Source organism: Corynebacterium sp. HMSC064E07, from assembly GCF_001815745.1.
Lineage (GTDB): Bacteria > Actinomycetota > Actinomycetes > Mycobacteriales > Mycobacteriaceae > Corynebacterium > Corynebacterium jeikeium_D.
This window is the reverse complement of record NZ_KV821828.1, coordinates 347,549-367,750: the sequence shown is the minus strand read 5'-3', so window position 1 is coordinate 367,750 and position 20,202 is coordinate 347,549. Positions and strand designations below refer to the sequence as shown.

At 61.6% G+C, this 20,202-nt stretch carries 17 protein-coding genes and 2 tRNA genes; 5 read left to right on the top strand and 14 right to left on the bottom strand.

Going from position 1 to position 20,202, the window contains the following annotated elements:
• Window positions 1-135: 135 nt before the first annotated feature.
• From ndk to HMPREF3053_RS10230, 5 genes are all read right to left on the bottom strand, one after another.
• Entirely contained in the window at window positions 136-546 is a 411-nt protein-coding gene (gene ndk, locus HMPREF3053_RS10250) for a nucleoside-diphosphate kinase (protein WP_038629458.1), read from the bottom strand.
• 84 nt (window positions 547-630) lie between these two features.
• Window positions 631-1,146, bottom strand: a complete 516-nt coding sequence (locus HMPREF3053_RS10245) for a DUF4233 domain-containing protein (RefSeq protein WP_049190860.1) — start codon at window positions 1,144-1,146, stop codon at window positions 631-633.
• Window positions 1,143-2,648 (bottom strand): bifunctional tetrahydrofolate synthase/dihydrofolate synthase, encoded by a 1,506-nt coding sequence (locus tag HMPREF3053_RS10240; protein ID WP_246819399.1) that lies wholly within the window; start codon window positions 2,646-2,648, stop codon window positions 1,143-1,145. Before HMPREF3053_RS10240 ends, HMPREF3053_RS10245 begins: the two co-directional genes overlap by 4 nt.
• Window positions 2,649-2,857: 209 nt before the next feature.
• Window positions 2,858-5,593, bottom strand: coding sequence for a valine--tRNA ligase (locus HMPREF3053_RS10235; RefSeq protein ID WP_070566397.1), 2,736 nt, complete (start codon window positions 5,591-5,593; stop codon window positions 2,858-2,860).
• 213 nt (window positions 5,594-5,806) lie between these two features.
• Window positions 5,807-6,790, bottom strand: a complete 984-nt coding sequence (locus HMPREF3053_RS10230; protein WP_070767658.1) for a malate dehydrogenase — start codon at window positions 6,788-6,790, stop codon at window positions 5,807-5,809.
• A 230-nt stretch (window positions 6,791-7,020) separates the two neighbouring features.
• Between HMPREF3053_RS10230 and HMPREF3053_RS10225 the strand changes: the two genes are divergently transcribed.
• On the top strand, window positions 7,021-7,806 hold the full coding sequence (locus tag HMPREF3053_RS10225; RefSeq protein ID WP_049190863.1) for a TetR/AcrR family transcriptional regulator: 786 nt from the start codon (window positions 7,021-7,023) through the stop codon (window positions 7,804-7,806).
• 62 nt (window positions 7,807-7,868) lie between these two features.
• On the opposite strand, the gene clpX is transcribed toward HMPREF3053_RS10225, so the two are convergent.
• From clpX to HMPREF3053_RS10200, 5 genes are all read right to left on the bottom strand, one after another.
• Window positions 7,869-9,131, bottom strand: coding sequence for an ATP-dependent Clp protease ATP-binding subunit ClpX (gene clpX, locus HMPREF3053_RS10220; RefSeq protein WP_048735141.1), 1,263 nt, complete (start codon window positions 9,129-9,131; stop codon window positions 7,869-7,871).
• A gap of 173 nt (window positions 9,132-9,304) precedes the next feature.
• Window positions 9,305-9,928 carry an ATP-dependent Clp protease proteolytic subunit gene (locus tag HMPREF3053_RS10215; protein WP_369707172.1) on the bottom strand — a complete coding sequence of 208 codons (624 nt, stop codon included), beginning with the start codon at window positions 9,926-9,928 and terminating at the stop codon, window positions 9,305-9,307.
• Between the two features lie 46 nt (window positions 9,929-9,974).
• Window positions 9,975-10,547 carry an ATP-dependent Clp protease proteolytic subunit gene (locus HMPREF3053_RS10210; RefSeq protein ID WP_016422302.1) on the bottom strand — a complete coding sequence of 191 codons (573 nt, stop codon included), beginning with the start codon at window positions 10,545-10,547 and terminating at the stop codon, window positions 9,975-9,977.
• A gap of 140 nt (window positions 10,548-10,687) precedes the next feature.
• The gene (gene tig / locus HMPREF3053_RS10205) at window positions 10,688-12,151 is read right to left on the bottom strand and encodes a trigger factor (protein WP_083295680.1); all 1,464 of its coding nucleotides are present in this window, start codon (window positions 12,149-12,151) and stop codon (window positions 10,688-10,690) included.
• A tRNA-Pro gene (locus tag HMPREF3053_RS10200) sits at window positions 12,124-12,200 on the bottom strand. The genes tig and HMPREF3053_RS10200 overlap by 28 nt, the downstream gene beginning before the upstream one ends.
• Window positions 12,201-12,763: 563 nt before the next feature.
• On the opposite strand from HMPREF3053_RS10200, the gene HMPREF3053_RS10195 reads away from it, so the two are divergent.
• Together HMPREF3053_RS10195 and HMPREF3053_RS10190 are read left to right on the top strand one after the other, a co-directional pair.
• Window positions 12,764-12,838: transfer RNA gene (locus HMPREF3053_RS10195), tRNA-Gly, on the top strand.
• Window positions 12,839-13,024: 186 nt separating this feature from the next.
• Window positions 13,025-13,237 carry a hypothetical protein gene (locus HMPREF3053_RS10190; protein WP_048735147.1) on the top strand — a complete coding sequence of 71 codons (213 nt, stop codon included), beginning with the start codon at window positions 13,025-13,027 and terminating at the stop codon, window positions 13,235-13,237.
• 38 nt (window positions 13,238-13,275) lie between these two features.
• Here the strand turns inward: HMPREF3053_RS10190 and HMPREF3053_RS10185 are convergent, their stop codons facing one another.
• The 3 genes from HMPREF3053_RS10185 to HMPREF3053_RS10175 all read right to left on the bottom strand — a co-directional run bounded on the left by HMPREF3053_RS10185 (window position 13,276) and on the right by HMPREF3053_RS10175 (window position 17,884).
• Complete coding sequence (locus tag HMPREF3053_RS10185; protein ID WP_126107929.1) at window positions 13,276-14,796, bottom strand: alpha/beta fold hydrolase; 1,521 nt, start codon at window positions 14,794-14,796, stop codon at window positions 13,276-13,278.
• A gap of 260 nt (window positions 14,797-15,056) precedes the next feature.
• Window positions 15,057-16,364: an MFS transporter gene (locus HMPREF3053_RS10180; RefSeq protein WP_016422298.1), complete on the bottom strand. Its 1,308-nt coding sequence runs from the start codon at window positions 16,362-16,364 to the stop codon at window positions 15,057-15,059.
• Window positions 16,361-17,884, bottom strand: a complete 1,524-nt coding sequence (locus HMPREF3053_RS10175) for a glycoside hydrolase family 1 protein (protein WP_049170990.1) — start codon at window positions 17,882-17,884, stop codon at window positions 16,361-16,363. The genes HMPREF3053_RS10180 and HMPREF3053_RS10175 overlap by 4 nt, the downstream gene beginning before the upstream one ends.
• 377 nt (window positions 17,885-18,261) lie before the next feature.
• Here HMPREF3053_RS10175 and HMPREF3053_RS10170 point away from each other — a divergent pair, with 377 nt between their 5' ends.
• Window positions 18,262-18,495 (top strand): hypothetical protein, encoded by a 234-nt coding sequence (locus HMPREF3053_RS10170; protein WP_048734899.1) that lies wholly within the window; start codon window positions 18,262-18,264, stop codon window positions 18,493-18,495.
• Window positions 18,496-18,641: 146 nt separating this feature from the next.
• Entirely contained in the window at window positions 18,642-19,523 is an 882-nt protein-coding gene (locus tag HMPREF3053_RS10165) for a hypothetical protein (protein ID WP_016422295.1), read from the top strand.
• A gap of 16 nt (window positions 19,524-19,539) precedes the next feature.
• Here HMPREF3053_RS10165 and HMPREF3053_RS10160 read toward each other — a convergent pair whose 3' ends face one another.
• A complete protein-coding gene (locus HMPREF3053_RS10160; protein ID WP_016422294.1) occupies window positions 19,540-20,157 on the bottom strand; it encodes a DJ-1/PfpI family protein in 618 nt (205 codons plus the stop codon).
• Between the last annotated feature and the right edge of the window lie 45 nt (window positions 20,158-20,202).

The following is a 20,202-nucleotide window of genomic DNA, read 5'->3' as shown; positions in this document are numbered from 1 at the left end:
TGAAAATCAGACACACTTTTTGTCACTTAACCCCCCACGGTCGTCGACAAGCAAAAAGCGCCGAACCGGCAAACAATTGCTTGCTCAGTTCGGCGCCAGTTCAACGCTCACGGGTCAATGCTGAACCGTCAACGTTTAGAGGTTCGGGAACCAAATACCAATCTCGCGCTCAGCGGACTCCGGAGAATCGGAACCGTGAACAACGTTGTTAGCAACCTCAAGTGCGAAGTCACCGCGGATGGAGCCCGGAGTTGCGGCCTCAACCGGGTTGGTGCCGCCAGCGAGCTGACGCCACGCAGCGATTGCGTTCGGGCCCTCGATAACACCAGCGACCAGCGGTGCAGAGGTGATGAAATCAACCAGCTCACCAAAGAACGGCTTATCGACGTGCTCTGCGTAGTGCTCCTTCGCAGTTGCCTCGTCAGCAACACGGAGGTCAAGCGCGACCAGCTTCAGGCCCTTGCGCTCGATGCGGGAGATAACTTCGCCGACCAGACCGCGGGAAACGCCGTCCGGCTTGATCAGAATAAGAGTACGTTCAGTCATGGTGAGCATCATACTATGACAAACCCCGCTGCACCGGAGTGGTGGTGCAGCGGGGTGAAAGTCGCGACTACGAGCGCGGGAGACTTACGAGTGCTGGGTGGTCAACAGACCGCGCTCCATACGCTGGAGGAGGTTCTTCCGCAGATGCAGAATGTAGGCCCACACCAGGGCGAAGAAAATACCCACCACGCCCATAGACACGTGCGTGAAGATAGCCAGCACACCAAAGACCTGCAGCACAATGTTCGCCTTCAGTGCCCAAGGCTGCTTCTGCAGGAAGGCCATCGCAATCAGAGCCAAGCCCAGGATGGTGATGTACGTAACCGAGAAGGTCTGGTTAATCTGGCCGTCGGGAATGCGCGTGACCACAGTCAGACCAAGCAGCACCGAAATAGCCTGCATAATCAGCGTGCCGGACATAACACCGCGCAGACCCTTCAGCGGGTCCTTAGCCGGATCGTGTCCCGCACCGAGCGGACCATACTTGCCACCCTCACTCAGGTCACGCCCCTCGCGGTAGGCGCGCAGGGCCTCGCGGTCGGCAGCGGTGTAATCCTCCGCGCCATTGCCCTGTGGCTGGCTCGCCTGAGATTCGCTCATTGCGGGTCCTTTCCAAATAGTGTCCGGGCCTCGCCCGCGGTAACAACAGATCCAGTGACAATCACACCGGAACCAGAGACAATACCGTCACCGGTGTCGGTTTCCTCAGCCAGCGCGACAGCTAGCTCAACGGCGGACGGCAGAGTTGGCACGCGATGCACGCGCTCCTCGCCGAAAATCTCCTCCGCAAGGTCAGCCAGGTCGTCGTAGTGCAGCGCACGCGGCGAGGTGTTCTGGGTGATTACCACTTCTTCGAAGTACGGCTCCAGCTCCACCAGCAGCCCACGAGCGTCCTTCTCCCCCAACACCGACAGCACACCAATGACACGGCGGAAGTCGAACTCAGCGGAGAGCGCCGTGCGTAGCGCACGGGCACCGTGAGGATTGTGGGCGGCATCGATAAACACCGTCGGGGTCGAACGCACGCGCTCCAGGCGGCCGGGCGATGCGACCGTCGCAAAGCCTTCGCGAACCGCATCAATGTTGAGCGGACGCCCCGGACCTGCGCCGAAGAACGCCTCCACCGCAGCCAGTGCTGTGGCTGCGTTACGCGCCTGATGCGGACCGTGCAGCGGCAGATGGATGTCGTCATACTCGCCGGCCAGGCCCTTGAGCGTCAGGTTCTGCCCGCCGACCGCCAGCTGATGACTGACGACGCCGTACTCAACTCCAGCGCGGGCGACGGAGGCGTCCATTTCCACGGCACGTCGCAAAACGACGTCCATTGCTTCCGGCTCTTGCTCGCCGACAATGGCGACATTGTCCGGTGGCGTGAGCAAGTCGTCCTTGTTCCACCGCGACTTGATGATGCCGGCCTTCTCAGAAGCGATTTCAGCCAGGGTATCGCCGAGGTACTCCGTGTGATCGAGACCGATTGGGCAGATGACTGCCACGTCGGCCTCCACCACGTTGGTCGCATCCCATGTGCCACCCATGCCGACTTCCACCACGGCGACATCGACAGGAGCGTCGGTGAAGGCAGCGTAGGCCATGGCCGTGAGGACCTCGAACTTACTCATCTGCGGGCCGCCCTTTTCGGCGGACTTGGCGTCAACCATTTCCACGTAGGGCTGAATCTCGCGCCAGATGCGCACGTAATCGCGTGGATGAATGGGCTGGCCATCGATGGCGATGCGCTCGGTAACCAGCTGCAGATGCGGACTGGTGGTGCGGCCGGTGCGACGACCGAGAGCGCGCACCAGCGACTCAATCATGCGCACAGTGGAAGTCTTGCCATTCGTGCCGGCAACGTGAATGACCGGAGTGGCACGCTCAGGATGGCCAAGGATGTCCATCAGCATCTCGATTCGCTCGAGCGACGGGTCAATCTTGGTCTCCGGCCAGCGCTGATCCAGCTCGGCTTCCACCTCTGCGAGCTCGCGCAGCTCCTCGGCGGTGGCCTCCAGCGGAGCCGGCTCATTGACTGGGCGATCCACATCCACCGGCAGGCTCAGGCCTTCCTCGGACACGGAGACCTCACCGAGGCGCATGTCATCGGGCATGCGGCCATCAGCCATCACACCGGCGATTTCACGAGGTTCGAGGTCCTCGACGATCTGAGAGTCAGCCGGATCGAATTCGAACTCACGCGCTGCGGTGGACTCTTCTCGCATCGCAGACTCTTCCTGCGTCACCGAATCGTCGCCGCCGCCAAGATTCAAACGAATCTCGCCTGCGGCCTCATCACGTGGTTCAGCATCCCGTGGATCGGTCATGCCTGCGGAAGTCCCTCCAAACGAGCCTTAATACGGTCAATCTCCTCCAGTGCGAACTGGTGGCGAGTCTTAATCTTCTCCACGACCTGCTCCGGAGCCTTGGACAGGAAGGCCTCGTTGCCGAGCTTCTTCTCGGTGCCGGCCAGTTCCTTCTCTGCCTTGGCCAGGTCCTTTTCCAGGCGCTTGCGTTCAGCGGCCACGTCGACGGTGCCGGAGGTATCCAGCTCGATCAGGACAGTGGCCTGAGACAGGCGCACCTCAATGGAAGCGGTAGCGGTGAATCCATCCTCCGGCGCCTCAGCACGAGCCAGCGAACGAATCATCTCTTCCTGAGCAGTCAGATCAGCATCCGCCAGGTTCATGCGTGCCGGCACGCGCTGCGACGGCTTCACACCCTGGTCATTGCGGAAACGACGCAGCTCGGTGACCAACTTCTGGGCATCGGCAATACGACGTGCGGCAACCTCGTCGACAGCAGCGCTGTCGGTGGTCATGGTTGCATCCGGCCAGGCGGAAATAACCAGAGAATCCTCGAAGCCCTCCGCGCCGTCGGTAAGCGCCTTCCACAGCGTCTCCGTGACGAACGGCATGGACGGGTGCAGCAGACGCAGCAGCGTATCCAGCACGCGGCCGAGAACCAGACGAGTGGAGGCGGCGCGGGCGGCCTGCTCCTCGGTCATGGTCTCGCCGTCGTTCAGGCGCGGGAAGTCAACCTTGGTCATCTCCAGGTACCAGTCACAGACCTCGTCCCATGCGAAGTGGTAGAGGGCCTCGTTGGCCTTGGAGAACTCGTACTTATCCAGCGCAGAGTCAACCTCGGCGCGGACCTGTTCCAGGCGGTCCAGGATCCAGCGGTCGGTGTCGGTGAGCTGGTCGCGGTCCGGCAGCTCGCCCACGTGGGCCCCGTTCATCAGCGCAAAGCGGGTGGCGTTGAACAGCTTGGTGGCGAAGTTACGGGAGCTCTGAGCGGCGTCATTACCGACCGGCAGGTCAGAGCCTGGGTTAGCGCCACGCGCCAGCGTGAAGCGAAGTGCGTCCGCACCGTAGTCACGGACCCAGTCCAGCGGGTCAATGCCATTGCCGAGGGACTTCGACATCTTGCGACCCTGCTCATCGCGGACCAGACCGTGCAGGAAGACATCCTTAAACGGCACCTGCGGACGACCGTCGCGCCCCTTACCCAGCGGTGAATCAGCCAGGGTGGCAGCAAAGGTCGAGAACATCATCATGCGCGCGACCCAGAAGAACAGAATGTCATAGCCGGTAACCAGTACGGATGTCGGGTAGAACTTCTCCAGCTCTGGGGTGGCTTCCGGCCAACCCATCGTGGAAAACGGCCACAGCGCAGACGAGAACCAGGTATCCAGCACGTCCGGATCCTGCGTCCAGCCCTCGCCCGTCGGAACCTCATCATCCGGGCCGACACAGACGACCTCGCCATTCGGGCCGTACCAAATCGGGATGCGGTGGCCCCACCACAGCTGGCGGGAAATACACCAGTCGTGCATGTCATCGACCCAATCGAACCAGCGCGGCTCCTGCGAAGCTGGGTGAATAACCGTGTCGCCCTCGCGAACAGCATCGCCGGACATCTTGGCCAGCTCATCGACCTTAACGAACCACTGCAGGCTCAGCAGCGGCTCAATCGGCTCACCCGAGCGCTCCGAGTGACCAACCGAGTGAACATACGGGCGAATCTCCTTGACAATGCGTCCCTGCTCACGCAGCGCCTCCGTCAGCGCAGTACGGGCCTCTGCACGATCCATGCCGTCGAAACGCGTGCCAGTGTTGAAGATACGGCCAGTGGTGTCGATGACCTCCGGCATATCCAGGTCGTGGCGCTGGCCCATAGCGAAGTCATTCGGATCGTGCGCCGGCGTGATCTTCACCGCGCCGGTACCGAACTCGCGGTCCACGTAGTCATCGGCGATGACCTGAATCTTCAGGTCCTCGCGGAACGGGTGGTCCAGAACCTTGCCCACCAGGTGCGTGTAGCGCTCATCCTCCGGGTGCACGGCAATTGCCACGTCACCCAGCATCGTCTCCACACGAGTCGTCGCCACAACAATGGAGTCCTCCCCATCGCCGTAGCGGAAAGACACGAGCTCGCCTTCAGCGTCCTCGTACTTGACCTCAATATCCGAGATTGCAGTCTGCAGCACTGGCGACCAGTTGACCATGCGCTTGGCGCGGTAAATCAGGCCGCGGTCAAACAGTTCCTTAAAAATCGTCTGAACCGCACGGGACAGGCCCTCGTCCAGAGTGAAGCGCTCACGTGACCAATCCAGGGAGTCACCAATCTGGCGCATCTGGTTGCCGATACGTCCGCCGTAATCGTGCTTCCACTCCCAGACCTTCTCCACGAATTCCTCGCGGCCGTAATCGAAGCGGTCCTTACCTTCGGACTCCTTCAGCATCGCCTCGACCTTGGTCTGCGTTGCGATACCCGCGTGGTCCATACCCGGCAGCCACAGCACCTCGTAGCCCTGCATGCGCTTACGGCGCACCAGCGCATCCATCAAAGTGTGGTCCAGTGCGTGGCCCATGTGCAGCTGACCCGTCACATTCGGCGGGGGCAGCACAATAGAGTAAGCCGGCTTGGAGCTAGACGGATCAGCCTCGAAATAGCCAGCGTCTACCCAGCCCTGGTACAGGTCCGACTCCACGTCAGCCGGGTTCCACGACTTGGGCAACTTATCTGCTCTGTTTAGGTCCACGTTGTTCTCAGTCACGCGTCACATCTTAGCGCCTTGCCCGGATTTGGTTTTCCAGGGGCTTTACGACGGCCCTTGCGCCCCACCCATATCTGCCATCAGCGACTTATACACCGCCTAATTCAAGCCTTTCTCCCGCTCCGAGCCAAACCGCGATTACCGCGCAAAATAAAAACGCTCTCTTGTGAAATCATCACAAGAGAGCGCCTCTAAACGGCCGTTGAACAGCTCTTAGACCAGCAGGTCCTTAACAGCCTCGCGCTCTTCGCGCAGTGCCTTGACGTTGCGCTCGATGCCAGCGCGCTGAACCTCGGAGAGATCCAGGCCCTCAACGCGAACCCACTCGCCGTCCTTGGCGTAGCACGGAACACCAGCGACCAGGCCCTCGTCGATGCCGTAGGAGCCATCGGACGGAAGGGCGACAGAGACCCACTCGCCCTCTGGGGTACCCGTGACCCAGTCACGCATGTGGTCAACTGCGGCAGCTGCAGCGGAAGCTGCGGAGGAAGAACCGCGGACCTCGATGATTTCTGCGCCACGCTTCGCGACACGCGGAATGAAGTCCTGCTCGACCCACGCAGCGTCCACCTTGTCGGAGACCTTCTCGCCTGCAATGGTGGCGTAGGTGATGTCCGGGAACTGGTCTGCGGAGTGGTTACCCCAGACAATCATGTTCTTGATCTCAGTGGTCGGAACACCAATCTTTTCCGACAGCTGAGACAGGGAACGGTTGTGGTCCAGGCGCATCATGGCAGTGAAGCGCTCTGCCGGGATGTCCTTAGCGTGGGAAGCGGCAATCATGGTGTTGGTGTTGGCCGGGTTGCCGACAACCAGAACCTTGATGTCGTCTGCTGCGTGATCATTCAGTGCAGCACCCTGCGGGCCGAAGATCTTGCCGTTGGCACCCAGCAGTGCGGAGCGCTCCTCGCCCTTGCCGCGCGGCTTTGCACCGACCAGGAAGGCGGCGTTGGCACCGTCGAATGCCTTTGCCGAATCATCGGTGATGTTGATGCCAGTCAGAAGCGGGAAGGCGGAGTCAAACAGCTCCATGGCGACGCCTTCGGTGGCGTGCAGCGCCGGAGTGATCTCCAGCAGGTTCAACTCAACCGGGGTCTCAGGGCCGAAAACCGAACCGCTGGCAATGCGGAAGAGCAGGGAGTAAGCGATCTGTCCGGCGGCGCCGGTAACTGCAACCTTTACGGGAGTCTTGTTCACTTCAGGCCTTTCTCGAGAGAGAATCAATTCGCTGCCCACTCTAATGCGACTACAGAATTGGCGCAGACGGGGGCGACGGGCTCAGGCCAATTCTGAAAAACGGATAGCATTAGGCATGACTTACGGTCATGTACTCATTTCACTAGAAAGAAGTCCGCGACCGAGCAATTTCACCCCCGTTAGATAGCCAAAACCCCTTAGTCTCTCTCTAGTCCAAGCAAAGGATTTTCATGAAGTCTCCAGGCTCCTCTGATGCAATCCCCCATGCAGTCTTGGTGGCAGCACTTCAAGAATTCACCGCAAAGGGGTATGCAGATGCCCGTTTGGATGCCATTGCTGCCGCCTCTGGTGTCTCCAAGCGCATGCTTCACTACCACTGTGGTGACAAGTTGGGACTCTACAGGGCGACGTGGGCACATGTGCTGGAGACCGTAAGGCCTGACGACGACGACCTGCGCCCGCACTCCAATGTGCCGGTGGAAGCCCTGCAGCATGTGGTCGGTGTTATCTATGACTACTTCTCGGCGAACCCGCTCGCCGTGCGGTTCATCATCCAGGAAAACCTACATCCGGTCCTGCCGCTAGAAGGCGTGACTGGGCTTGGTGGTCAGAGCCCAATTGTTTTGGAGTTTGACCGCATCTTGTTGCTCGGCCGCGATTACGGTGCATTCCGCACTGACATTTCCGCACTTGATCTTTATATTCTCGTGCTCTCACTGGCCACCTTCCCCACCCTGCACCAACGGACTTTTGAAAACCTCTACGGCATTGAAATGCAGTCGACGGTGCTGTCGGACAAGCTGCGTGAGTTCGCACAGGACACCGTGACCAGCCTGTTGACATCCTCGCCTCGCAACGAACCGGGAAGCTCGTACACTTCCTTGCTGGCCTCCCATGGCGCGAACTCGTCCGCGCTTGGCGCAGAGGTCTATGGCGATCAGCCCAACCCAGAGACTCAGGACTTGGCTGCTGATGATGCCCCGGATTACCGCGACATCTACGGCATGGACGACTAGGGCTCCACACAGACATCAAAACCCGGTTAGAGCAGGCGCTCTAACCGGGTTTTCAGCTACCTTTACGCAGTCTTCTTGTCCGCGCTGCGTTCAACGAGTTCTGGCGCTGCACCGTCCGTGATGCATTCCTTGTGGACAATGACCTCCGCAACGTCGTCACGCTCTGGTACGTCGAACATCACGGGAACCAAGATTTCTTCCATGATGCCGCGCAGACCACGGGCGCCGGTATTGCGGCTAATCGCCTTGGCAGCAATGGCGCGCAGTGCCTCGTCGTCGATGGTGAGGCGCACACCATCCATGTCGAACAGGTGCTGGTATTGGCGGACCAGGGAGTTCTTGGGCTCGGTGAGTACGCGAACCAGCGCGTCCTCATCGAGGTTGGTGACCGATGCGATGACGGGCAGGCGACCAATGAACTCAGGGATCAGGCCGAATCGAACGAGGTCCTCCGGCAGCACGTCGCGGAATGGATCCTTCATATCCGCGTCGTTAGCCGAGGTGACATCTGCGCCGAAGCCCAGCCCCTTCTTACCGACACGCTCCTGCACGACCTTCTCCAGACCGGCAAACGCACCGGCGACGATGAACAGGACATTGGAGGTGTCGAACTGAATGAACTCCTGGTTTGGCAGCTTGCGCCCACCCTGCGGGGGCACGGCGGCTACGGTTCCCTCGAGAATCTTCAGCAGCGCCTGCTGCACACCTTCACCGGAGACATCGCGAGTGATAGAGGTGTTTTCAGACTTACGCGAGATCTTGTCAATCTCATCGACGTAAATGATGCCGCGCTGCGCCTTCTCGACGTCGAAATCAGTCGCCTGCAGCAACTTCAGCAGGATGTTCTCCACATCCTCACCGACATAGCCGGCCTCGGTCAGGCTGGTGGCGTCAGCAATCGCGAACGGCACATCCAGCTTGCGAGCCAGCGTCTGCGCGAGGTACGTCTTGCCACAGCCTGTCGGCCCCAGCAAGAGAATGTTCGACTTCTGCAGCTCGACGTCGTTGTCCGACTTGGTCTCCGCAGCACGAAGGCGCTTGTAGTGGTTGTAGACCGCTACCGCTAGGGTGCGCTTAGCCATGTCCTGGCCGATGACGTACTCATCGAGGAAGTCTCGAATTTCCATCGGCCGCGGCAGGCGGTCGTCGTTGCCAGTTGCCTCGCCGCCGGTGTTGAGCTCCTCTTCAATAATCTCGTTGCAGAGCTCGATGCACTCATTACAGATGTACACACCAGGTCCGGCAATCAGCTTCTTGACCTGCTTCTGACTCTTTCCACAGAAAGAGCACTTCAGCAAATCCGCACTTTCTTGCATACGCGCCATGAGGCTCCCGCCGCCGCCTTTCCGCTTCGTTGCCAATAACTGCTTCAGACCAGCCTACCGTGAGTGTGCGCAAATACCGGCTTCCACGCCAGGGGCGAGGCGAATTTCACGCGATCTCGCCCGGTGCTTTACGACGGCCAGTGCGCAGCACTCCAAAGAGACCATGTCCCCATTTAGGCGTTGTGCTTGCGGTACTCGAAGACCTGGTCGATGATGCCGTACTCGACGGCCTCTTCAGCGGTCAGGATCTTGTCACGGTCGGTGTCCTTGCGGATCTGCTCTGCAGTGCGACCGGAGTGGCGAGCCAACGTCTCCTCCATCAGCTTGCGCATGCGCTCGATTTCGTTCGCCTGAATCTCCAGGTCGGAAACCTGGCCCTGGATTCCCTGGGTAGCCGGCTGATGAATGAGAACGCGCGCATTCGGCAGAGCTGCACGCTTACCCGGTGCACCCGCAGCGAGCAGCACGGCTGCCGCGGAGGCAGCCTGGCCCAGGCACACGGTCTGCACGTCGGGACGCACGTACTGCATCGTGTCGTAGATGGCCATCAGCGAGGTGAAGGAGCCGCCTGGGGAGTTGATGTACATCGTGATGTCACGATCCGGGTCCAGCCCCTCGAGCACCAGCAGCTGCGCCATGATGTCGTTAGCGGCAGTATCGTCGACCTGGGAGCCGAGGAAGATAATGCGCTCTTCGAAGAGCTTGTTGTATGGGTTGGATTCCTTAGCACCAAAGCTGGAGTGCTCCACGAAAGAAGGAAGCACGTAGCGCGACTGCGGCATCTGCATATTGTTCATCTCCATGTTGATTAAATCGCCTCTAATTATTCGCTACTGTCCGCTTTTAGCGTGCGGTGTCCTTGAGAGCGGTCACGACGTGGTCAACCAGGCCGTATTCCTTAGCCTCAGCTGCGGTAAACCAGCGGTCGCGGTCCGAGTCTTCCTCAATGCGCTCGACCGGCTGACCGGTGTGCTGCGCAATCAGACGAGCCATCTCCTTCTTGGTGGCAGCGAACTGCTCAGCCTGAATGGTGATGTCGGATGCGGTACCGCCAATACCTGCAGATGGTTGGTGCATCATAATGCGGGCGTGCGGCAGTGCGTAACGCTTGCCCTTAGCACCTGCGGCGAGCAGGAACTGACCCATGGAAGCTGCCAAGCCCATGCCGTAGGTAGCCACGTCGCACGGAACAAACTGCATGGTGTCGTAAATGGCCATGCCGGCGGTGACGGAGCCACCCGGGGAGTTAATGTACAGCGAGATATCCGCCTCCGGGTCCTCAGCTGCCAGGAGCAGCATCTGACCGCAGAGCTTGTTGGCAATCTCGTCGTCGACCTGCTCACCCAGCCAAATAATGCGCTCCTTGAGCAGCTTGTCGAAAACCGTGTTCGTCGACATCTGGGCGTTATCGCTCATCTGTGTACTCCTTCTTCGTACGTGTGCGAGTTTGTCGTTCACTAGAGGGTAACGAAAAGGGCCGTCCCTTTGTTTCAGGAACGGCCCTTGTTCGCTATAAGCGTTGCAGCATAAGGAATGCGTCGCGCTAACGGCGGGGCTTACTCAGCCGAGTTGTCCTCAGCCTTGTCGGACTCAGCCTTCTCAGCCTCAGCTTCGACCTCACCGAAGTACTCGTTCAGATCGATTTCGTTGCCCTCAGTGTCCTTGGCGGAAGCCTTCAGGATCGAGGTGGCCAGAGCCTTGCCGCGGCGAACGTCTGCAAACAGGTTGCCGAGCTGGCCGGACTGCTGAATCTGCTGGATGAACTGGTTCGGGTCCATGCCGTAGGACTGAGCAGTGAACAGGATGTGGTCGGTGAGCTCCTGCTGGGAAACGTCCGGCTGGATCTCCTCAGCCAGTGCATCCAGGAACAGCTGGGTGCGAACAGCTTCCTCAGCGGACTTCTTGGAGTCCTCGTCGAACTGCTCACGAGTGGTGCCCTGGGCCTCCAGCATGGAGTTCAGAACCTTCTCGTCGCCGCCGAACTGACCCAGCAGCTGCTGCAGCTGGCCCTCGACCTGCTCCTTGACAACACCCTCCGGAAGAGCGATTGTGGTCTGCTCCATTGCGGCAGCCAGGACCTTGTCGCGGACCTGCTGAGCCTGTTCGCCCTTCTTGGTGTTCTCGACCTGGCGTGCCAGGTCTTCCTTCAGCTCCTCGATGGTGTCGAACTCGGAAGCCATCTGAGCGAAGTCGTCGTCAGCTTCCGGCAGCTCGCGGACCTTGACGGACTGAACGGTAACGGTGACCTGAGCGTCCTCGCCCTCGTGCTCGCCAGCAACCAGCTTGGTGGTGAATTCCTTGGACTCGCCCTGGGACAGGCCAACAACAGCCTCATCCAGGCCGTCAATCAGATCGTCGGAGCCAACCTGGTAGGACAGTCCCTCGGTGGAAGCCTCTTCCAGCTCTTCACCGTCGATAGTGGCGGACAGGTCGATGGAGACGAAGTCATCCTTCTCAACTGCGCGCTCAACGCCGGTCAGGGTGCCGAAGCGAGCGAGCAGGTTCTGCAGCTCAGCCTCAACAGCTTCCTCGTCGGCGACCAGCGGGTCAACCTCAACTGCGATGTCCTCGAACTTCGGCAGCCCAATCTCCGGACGGACGTCGACCTCAGCGGTGAACTCGACGAGCTCGCCGTCTTCCAGCTTGGTGATGTCAACCTCAGGCTGACCGATAACCTTCAGCTCCTCCTCGCGAACGACCTCGTCGTAGCGGGACGGAACCATGTCGTTGAGCACCTGCTCCAGGATTGGGCCGCGGCCGAAGCGGGCCTCAATCAGCTTTGCCGGTGCCTTGCCCTTACGGAAGCCCGGAATCTGGACCTGCTGAGCCAGTGCCTTGTAGGCATTGTCGAACTCTGGCTTCAGCTCGTCAAACGGGACCTCGACGGTAATCTTCACTCGGGTCTCATTGAGCTTCTCAACGGAAGACTTCACTGGTGCACTCTCCTGCAACTCGATGATTAATTCATAGACCACGGGAGTGCCCGTGATACTGGTCGGGGTAGCGGGATTTGAACCCACGGCCTTCCGCTCCCAAAGCGGACGCGCTACCAAGCTGCGCCATACCCCGTATGCGTCATTCGAAACCTAGCAGAAACCCCTTTGGAGCATCTGCACCGGGGCCCTCATAGTCGCGAAATCGCGTTTCCACAACGGACCCGTATAGATTTACCTGACGATTAACGAAATCACAAAACCACGCGTTCAACCAGGCTAATGCTCTGTCTGAAAACGCTTTACGACGCCATCGAGAGCCAACCTGCCAACTACTACCGGTTTCATGAAAACCATGCATATCACAGGGCGTTTGCATCACCTCGGCACTGCTTTTGGCGGCCTCGTTTACTGCAAACACTCCATTCGTCGGCCGACTCCCCAAAGAAGCCGCCTAAAACGACTGCCCCTTTGTTGAGTCGTGTGACAGTGTAATCAACGGCTATACGCCTGTTTCATATACCCCATATTGCTTTAGTTTCATTTTCTGTTTTTCCCGGCCACAGCCACTTTTCTTTAAATCCTTCGAGAAAAACCTGGCATCGATTTTTGTATGTGCGCTTTAACGAGTTAATATGCCTTGTACCAAGACACGGTCTGGTTGAGGCGAGTGCGCATCTAAACCGGATTTCTGTCTATGGGGATGTCGTATAGTGGCTAATACCTCAGCCTTCCAAGCTGAAGACGCGGGTTCGATTCCCGTCATCCCCTCCATGTGAAAGCACCCTCCGGCCAGCGTCGGAGGGTGTTCTTCTTTTTGACGGGATCCGTCCCGAAATCCGTCACAGGCATGTCACGACCGCGTGCGCGCGTCACGGTTTCATACAGCGTCGGTAACAAGTCGGTGGCACTGTCATGTCGGGTCTTTTGCCGTCGTCACGCACAACTAGTCCCGGCGGCATGAATCCTCGCATCATCGACAAGGACACCGGCGTCGAGCTGTGGACCGTCGCCGAATGCGCGGAGTTCACCGGTACCGCGCGCGGCACGTTCACCAGCTATGCGGGCCGTGGCAAAGCGCCGGTGCCGGCGGCGAAGCTCCACGGGCTGAACCCGCGGAACTCCGACGACGTGCGCGAGTGGCAGAAAGGCCACGAGGCGAAGGGCAAGTAGCCGGCCCAATCTCGGACCGGTCAGCCCGGCATGACCGGTCAGCCCAAGTAGTGGGCGGCGACGACGTTGGCGATCTCGTCGGCGTCGTTGTGGGCGACGAGCACGCCGTGGCCGTGGCCCGGCAGCTCGATGAGCTCGCCGCCCATGACCGCCTGCATCGCGCGGCCGCCCGTGCCGGTCACCGCCGCATCGCGGTCGTAGTGGAGCAGCAGCGGCTTCGACTCGAGGGCGTCGCCGCTGAGTTCCACGGCAGCGCCCTGCCCCGGCCAGCCGAGGCATAGCTGCCCCGACGACAGCGCATCGGCGTTGAGGCGGAAGATGTCGCCGCCGGTGAACTGGTCGAGGTACGTGCGGGGAATGCGGGACGGGTCGGCGGCGGTGACGTTGTCGTTGCAGATGATCGCCCGCTCGATGGTTCCCATCGCCTCGGTCTGCGCCATCATGTCTTCCGGGGTCACGCCCTCGGGTAGTTCGGGGGTCTCCACCTCGCCGGTGACCACGGCGTCGGCGATGTCGGGCCACATGCTCTCCGAGTACGTCGCCGCGAAGGTCTGCTGCAGCAGCACCGACTGATTGCCGGCGCCGGGGCGCATCAGGTTCGCCGCGAAGGAATGGCTGCGCCACGCGACGGGCAGAACGCCGTCGGCCAGCTGCATGAACGCCTCCGGGTCGTCGGCGAAGGCGGCGGGCACGTCGCCCACCTGCGTCGGCGGCGGGTAGACCTGACCCGGCGCGCCAACCTCCTCGTTGATGCGCTGCGACCAGCGCGCGTACACCTGCAGGGCGGTGGTGCCCAGGCCGTACTCGTCGTCACGGTCGGCGATCCACTGGAACATCGCGTTGAGAGCCTCGCGGCGCCACGGCTCGCGCGAGTCTCCGAGCCGAAAGTAACGGTCGGCAGGATCGACCGAGGAATCCAGCACCATCCGGCCCGTCTTGTCCGGGAACAGGGTCGCGTACGTGCTCATCAGATCCGTGCCGTAGGACAGGCCGTAGAGGTGCATGACGTCCTGGCCGAGCACGTCGCGGACATGGTTGAGATCGCGAGCGGTGTTCTCCGTGGTGATGGTCGCCGCGTATCCCGGTTCATTGGCTTCGCAGGAGGCGTACATCGCGCCGACCTGCCCGGAGAGCAGACCCGTCATCGGGATGTCCGCCACGTTGCAGTTCAGCGGGGTGCCCCAGGCCAGGCCGCGCGGCTCGACGGCGATGAGGTCGAAGTGCTCCCGGACGGCGGTCGGCATCCTCACGGCCTCGTCGGAGAACATTCCCAACGCGTCGCCGCCGGGGCCGCCCGGATTGCCTGCGATGACGCCACGGCGCTCCCCCGTCGCCGGAACCCGGCTGACAGTGAGGGAAATCGTCGCGCCCTCCGGGTCGGAATAATCACGTGGCACGTCGATGTCCGCGCACACGGTGCCCGGCGCGGTCATCGCCGCGGTCGGGCACGCGCCCCAGTCCAACCCGCCGAGATCGGCCGGACCGGCGGAGCCGCCGGCCGACGCCTGCGGCACCGACAGCAACGTGCCCGCCAGCGCGAGCGCCGTGACCGGGGCCAACGCCCTGCGGACGAAGGACGTCCGGGACGACGGGGCCGCTGAGACTCGGCTCGCGGACCGGGCCTCGGCACCGGTCTCCACAGAGGAGACGGCGGGGGACGCTGCGCCGAATGCGGCGGGGGACAACTTCTTCGTGGGGCGCACGGGGATAAACACCTTTCATCGACTGCAACGAACGGTATCAAACCGTAACGCCGACCGCACGCCGTTCAAGGCACGAAGATTAAGGCACCGGCCGCACGCTGTTCAACGCACGGAGATCAGGGCACGGACCGCACCCGGTACACCAGCACCGCACCGACGGCGGTGAGCGCGCCCGCGAAAACGTACAGGCCGGGGTACCCGCCGAGGTTCGCCAACGCGAAGGCGGCGAGCACCGGGGCGGCCATGTTCGGGCCGGCGACGGCGAGGTTCATGACGCCCACGTCACGCCCGCGCTCATCGGCCTTGGGCAGCACCTGGTTGATCAGGGCCTGATCGACGGCCATGAACACGCCCCACGACAGACCCAACAGCACCGCCGCGCCGACGACCATGGCGAAGCTCCCGGCGAACGCCATGATCGCGCAGGCCCCGGCGACGCCCATCGACGACAACGCCACGAACACCCGGCGCTTGCCCATCTTGTCGGACACTTTGCCCGACAGGATCGCGGTGACGATGACGCACAGGGCATACGCGCCGGTGAGGACGAGTACGCCGGCATCCGGATCGGGGTGGCCGATGTGATCGCGCAGGTAATAGAACAGGTAGAACAACGCGACCGAGTTGCCCGTGGTCACCAGGAACCGGGCGATGAACACCCACGTGAAGTCGCGGTAGAGCCCTCCGGGCACCTCGGCGACGGCGGGCACCACGGCGTCAGCGTCCCCGCCGGCGTCGTCAAGCACCGGAGATGCGGCCGCCTGCGACCGCACCCGGGACACGTCGCGGAAGCCCGGCAGGAACTGGCCGATGAGCACCAGCAGCAGCGCCGCGGTGACGATGTACGCCAGCCCCAGGTCGAACACCGTGGCCACGACGGTGCCCAGCACCACGCCGAGGGTGTACGTCAGCCCCAGCACACCCGAGACCACGCCGTACTGATTGTCCGGCACCGTATCCGGCGCCACCGCCTGGGCCGCGTTGATTGACGCCGCGATGGCCAGCTGGAACACCGCCCACCCGATGGTCAACGCCATGAAGCCCGGCGCGGCGCCCAGGAACACCAGCGACCCGGCCGCCGCCAGCCCGCCGAAGAGGATCCACGGGGCGCGGCGGCCCCAGCGCGTGTCCGTGCGGTCCGACAACCACCCGGCCAGCGGATGCCCGATGATGGAGAAGAACCCGCCGACCGCCATGAGGAGCGCGAACTTCTCCTCCTTCTCCCCCGGATGCCAGATGAGGATCTGCTGCGCCAACAACAGCTGCGTCGGCGCTGCCCACGAGATGTTCTGCCCCAGGTACAGCAGGCCGTACCGCACGATCCAGCCGGTGGTCACCGGCGTGCGCTGGGCGGGGTCGGCGGTGAAACGCCCGACGTCGGAGATGGCGCGTTCGGAGGAGCCGGCGTGTTCGGAGGAGCTCATCCCTGCACCCCATCCGGCTCCGGCGGCTGCGCCCGCACGTTGGGGTCGGTGTGTTCGTCCGCGACGGGGTAACGACGGCCTGCGGTGTAGCGCCGGTGCAGCTCCGGGGTGATCCGCCCGGTGCGGGCCAGCTCGGCCAGCAGGTGGCCCGACGGCTTCATCGTCCGTTCCTGCGTCTCGTAGTCCAGGTGGACGATGCCGAATCGCGGCTCTTCGCCGTCGGCCCATTCCCAGTTGTCCACGAAGCACCAGTGGTACCAGCGCTCGATGGGCACGTCCGACTCGGCGATGGCCCGCAGGTGCTCCAGGATGAACCGCGGCCGGAACGACTCCAGCCTGCGGTCGGCAGCCCCGGCGTCCGGGTTGGCGTAGTCCCCGGCCGGATTCGGCTTTTCGACGCCCGCGTCCACGCCACCGACCGACAGCTCCAGATCGCCGAGATCGCAGGTGCCGTTTTCGGTGATCCAGACCGGTCCGCCGAAACGCTCGTTCAGGTCGCGGGCGCATTCGACCAGGCCCTCGGGGTGGATTTCCCACCCGAGGTCGTTGACCGGAGCCCCGACGAAGGTGCCGTCGTCGAACTTGTCGACGGCCGTGCGCGAGTAGTAGTTCAGGCCCAGGAAGTCGTGGTGGCGGCCCGACGGCAACCCGCGGCCGACCTTCGCCCCGCCCAGCAGCGGATGGAACTTCCCCGCCAGATGCGCGTCGGCGACGATGTCCTGGAACAGATGCCGATTGATCCGCGCCAGGCCGCGGTGGATGGGGTTGCGCGGATTGCGCGGCGCGAACGCCCGTGCGTGGTGGGCGATGCCGACCTTCGCCCGATCCCCCTGGATGCCGTGGATGACCTCGTAACCGCGGATGTGGGACACCGCCATGTTGCGCAGCACGGCCATCGTGTCGCCCCACGAGCGGTTGCCCGGCGGGCCCGAGCGGAACATGTGCGCCTGGGTGGCGTACACGTTCGGCTCGTTGACGGTGATCCACTCGTCGACGAGGTCGTCGAGCGCCCGCACGGTCGTCTCCGCATAGCGCAGGAAAGCCGCCGGCGATTCATCGGAGGTGAAGCCGCCGCGCCGAGCGAACCAGAGCGGATTGACGAAGTGATGGAGCGTCACCAGCGGACGAATCCCCTTGTCCCGCAGGTCGGCAATCTCCTCACGGTAGCGATCCAGCACCGCATGGTCGAACTCCCCCGGCCGCGGTTCGATACGCGCCCACTCCACGCCGATGCGAGCGATGGGCAGACCCAGCGACGCCATGAGCTCGTTGTCCTCCCGCCACCGGTTCCAGTGGTCGGTGGCGCGCAGCGGGGTCGAACCATCGGCGATGTTGCCGGGCTCGCGGGCCCAATCGAACCAGTCGTTGTTCTCGTCACCGCCCTCGATCTGCCCGGCGGCCGACGCCGTGCCGATCAGCAGACCCCGCAGATCGACGTCGTGATGCAACGGCTTCGCGAGCGGCGACGTGCGCGGCTGAGGATGGAGAGTTCGGTCATTGGCAGGCACATTGGTTGACATGCCGACATCCTATGTCACACATCACGCCTAGTTTTTGGTTTTCAAACAAAATATTATGGGTTTCGCGCGTCGACGGGGTCGTCGTAAAGCAACCGAGTAGAGCAACCGGATCGTTCGCGAAAAATCCGCTCCCCCTGGAACGAATCGGAGCCCCGGCCCGTTGTTGACGATGTCCCCCCCCCCAAAAAAAATCAAAAATCACGTTAGGAACCCCACTTGTCAGCCTTCTAAGCTGAAGACGCGGGTTCGATTCCCGTCATCCCCTCCACGCAACCGGGCGCATTGCTCCCGGTTTTTACTTTCTGAGCCGACGTCCGGGGACCAGAAATTCTTCTGACCTCTGTTCAGGATCCAGTGCTACGGGTACTCTGGGCACCATGAAGCCCACCATTATCGATGCCGATACTGGACACGAACTATGGACCGCGGTCGAATGCGCTGCTTTTTCCGGCACCGCACGTGGCACTTTCACCAGCTACGCTGGCCGCAAGAAGGCTCCTGAACCCGTCGCGAAGCTTCATGGGTTGACCCTGTGGGATTCCGAAGAAGTTCGCGCATGGCACGCCAATCGGAAGAGCCGCACCAAGAGCACCGACTCCGCCGAATCATAGATACCTACCCATACCCAATCATTTCCTGGTTCCCGAGCTACATCTGTCGGACAGATATGTAAGCTCGGGAACTTTTTTCGCTCTACATGCGTTATCTCAAGTAATTACAAGCAGTACCCGCAATTTCCTTTTTGGAGGCCTAGCCCATGGGGGCTTTAATCCTGATCGCGATCACCGTCGGCGGCGCAATTATCATCGCGTCGATGGCTCAAAACCGCTCTAACAGGGCCTTTGATGCTCGCCAGAACAATCAATTGGAAGACGCCGTCGCAGACGCCCGCCGATGGATTGAGCGACTGGGCTCACAGGTATTGAACCTGGCTGGCACCGATTCGGCTTCCACGCAGGCTCTTGCTGACGCATCCGAGCGCTACAATGCCGCTTCCTCGCAGATTTCTACTGCGCGCACCCCGGCACAGGCGCGAATGGCCCGCGAATCGGCGCTGGAGGGCCTGCACTACATCAATGCGGCTCGCGAAATTATGGGCCTGCCGGCGGGGCCGACACTGCCACCGCTGGAGGGGCAGAAGGCCGCTGGTTCTGTGACCGAAACTCGCACCATTGAGCACGAAGGCCACTCGGTTACCGCCTCTCCATACGCCACCCCGGAAACTCCGAACTACTACCCCGGTGGTCGTGTCGCTGGCCGTCCGGTTCCGGCCGGTTGGTACTCCGAGCCATGGTGGAAGTCCGCGCTCCGCACCGGTGTCTGGACCGCAGGCTCGATGCTGCTGTTCTCTACCCTCTTCCACGGTATGGCCGGTGTTGCCTACGGCGCTGATGAGTTCGCCAGCGGCATGGGCACCGGCGCTGACGACTTCGGCGGCACCGAGGACTTTGGAGCCGAAGACTTCGGTGGCGACGATTTCGGTGGAGATGACCTTGGCGGCGACTTCGGTGGCGGCGGTGCAGATGCCGGTGACGCAGGCGACGGCGGAGGCTTCTTCGACGGCCTCTTCGGTGGCGGCGACGGCGGCGGCGACGGCGGCGGATTTTTCGACGGCGGATTCGACGGTTTCGATATTTAGAAAAAGCCCGGCGCCGCTATTTCGCTAAATCCGCAAAAGGATCGACAGTGCCGTCTGTCTGAGGCCGATACTCAATTTTTCTGGCGGCGAATCGACCAGCTTCCTTGCCAAGGATGCTGCTAATTAAAGCAACAGCCATATCCATACCTGCTGCGACTCCTGATGAGCTCCAGCGATCTCCGTCTTCAACCCATCGAGCCGCTTTCACCCACGTCACTTCGTTTCCGAACGAGGTAGCCCAATCAAAAGCCAACTTATTACTAGTTGCCCGCTTTCCTTCAAGAAGCCCAGCCGCAGCAAGCAGTGCGGAACCTGTGCAAACCGATGCCACTAACCGCGCCCGGGATCCGAGGTTGTTGAGCCAGTCCAAAAACTCTGCATCGTCAACTAGTGTTCTACTCCCGGCTCCACCAGGAACTAGAAGAATATCGACCGTTTCGAGGTCAGTGGCACAACGTGTGGCGATAACCTGCGCCCCCTGAGCGCTGGTTATCGGACCAGCAATGTTGGCGACATATTCGACCTCAATCTCTGGGACATGGCCAAAAAGGCCAACCGGTCCAAATACGTCCAAGAGCTCGAACCCGGGGAATAGCACAACAGTTACTCGGCGATGCGCTTCTTGATTTGTCATACGACAATTCCTACTCCGTCTACACATGAAAAAAGGTCTGGTCCC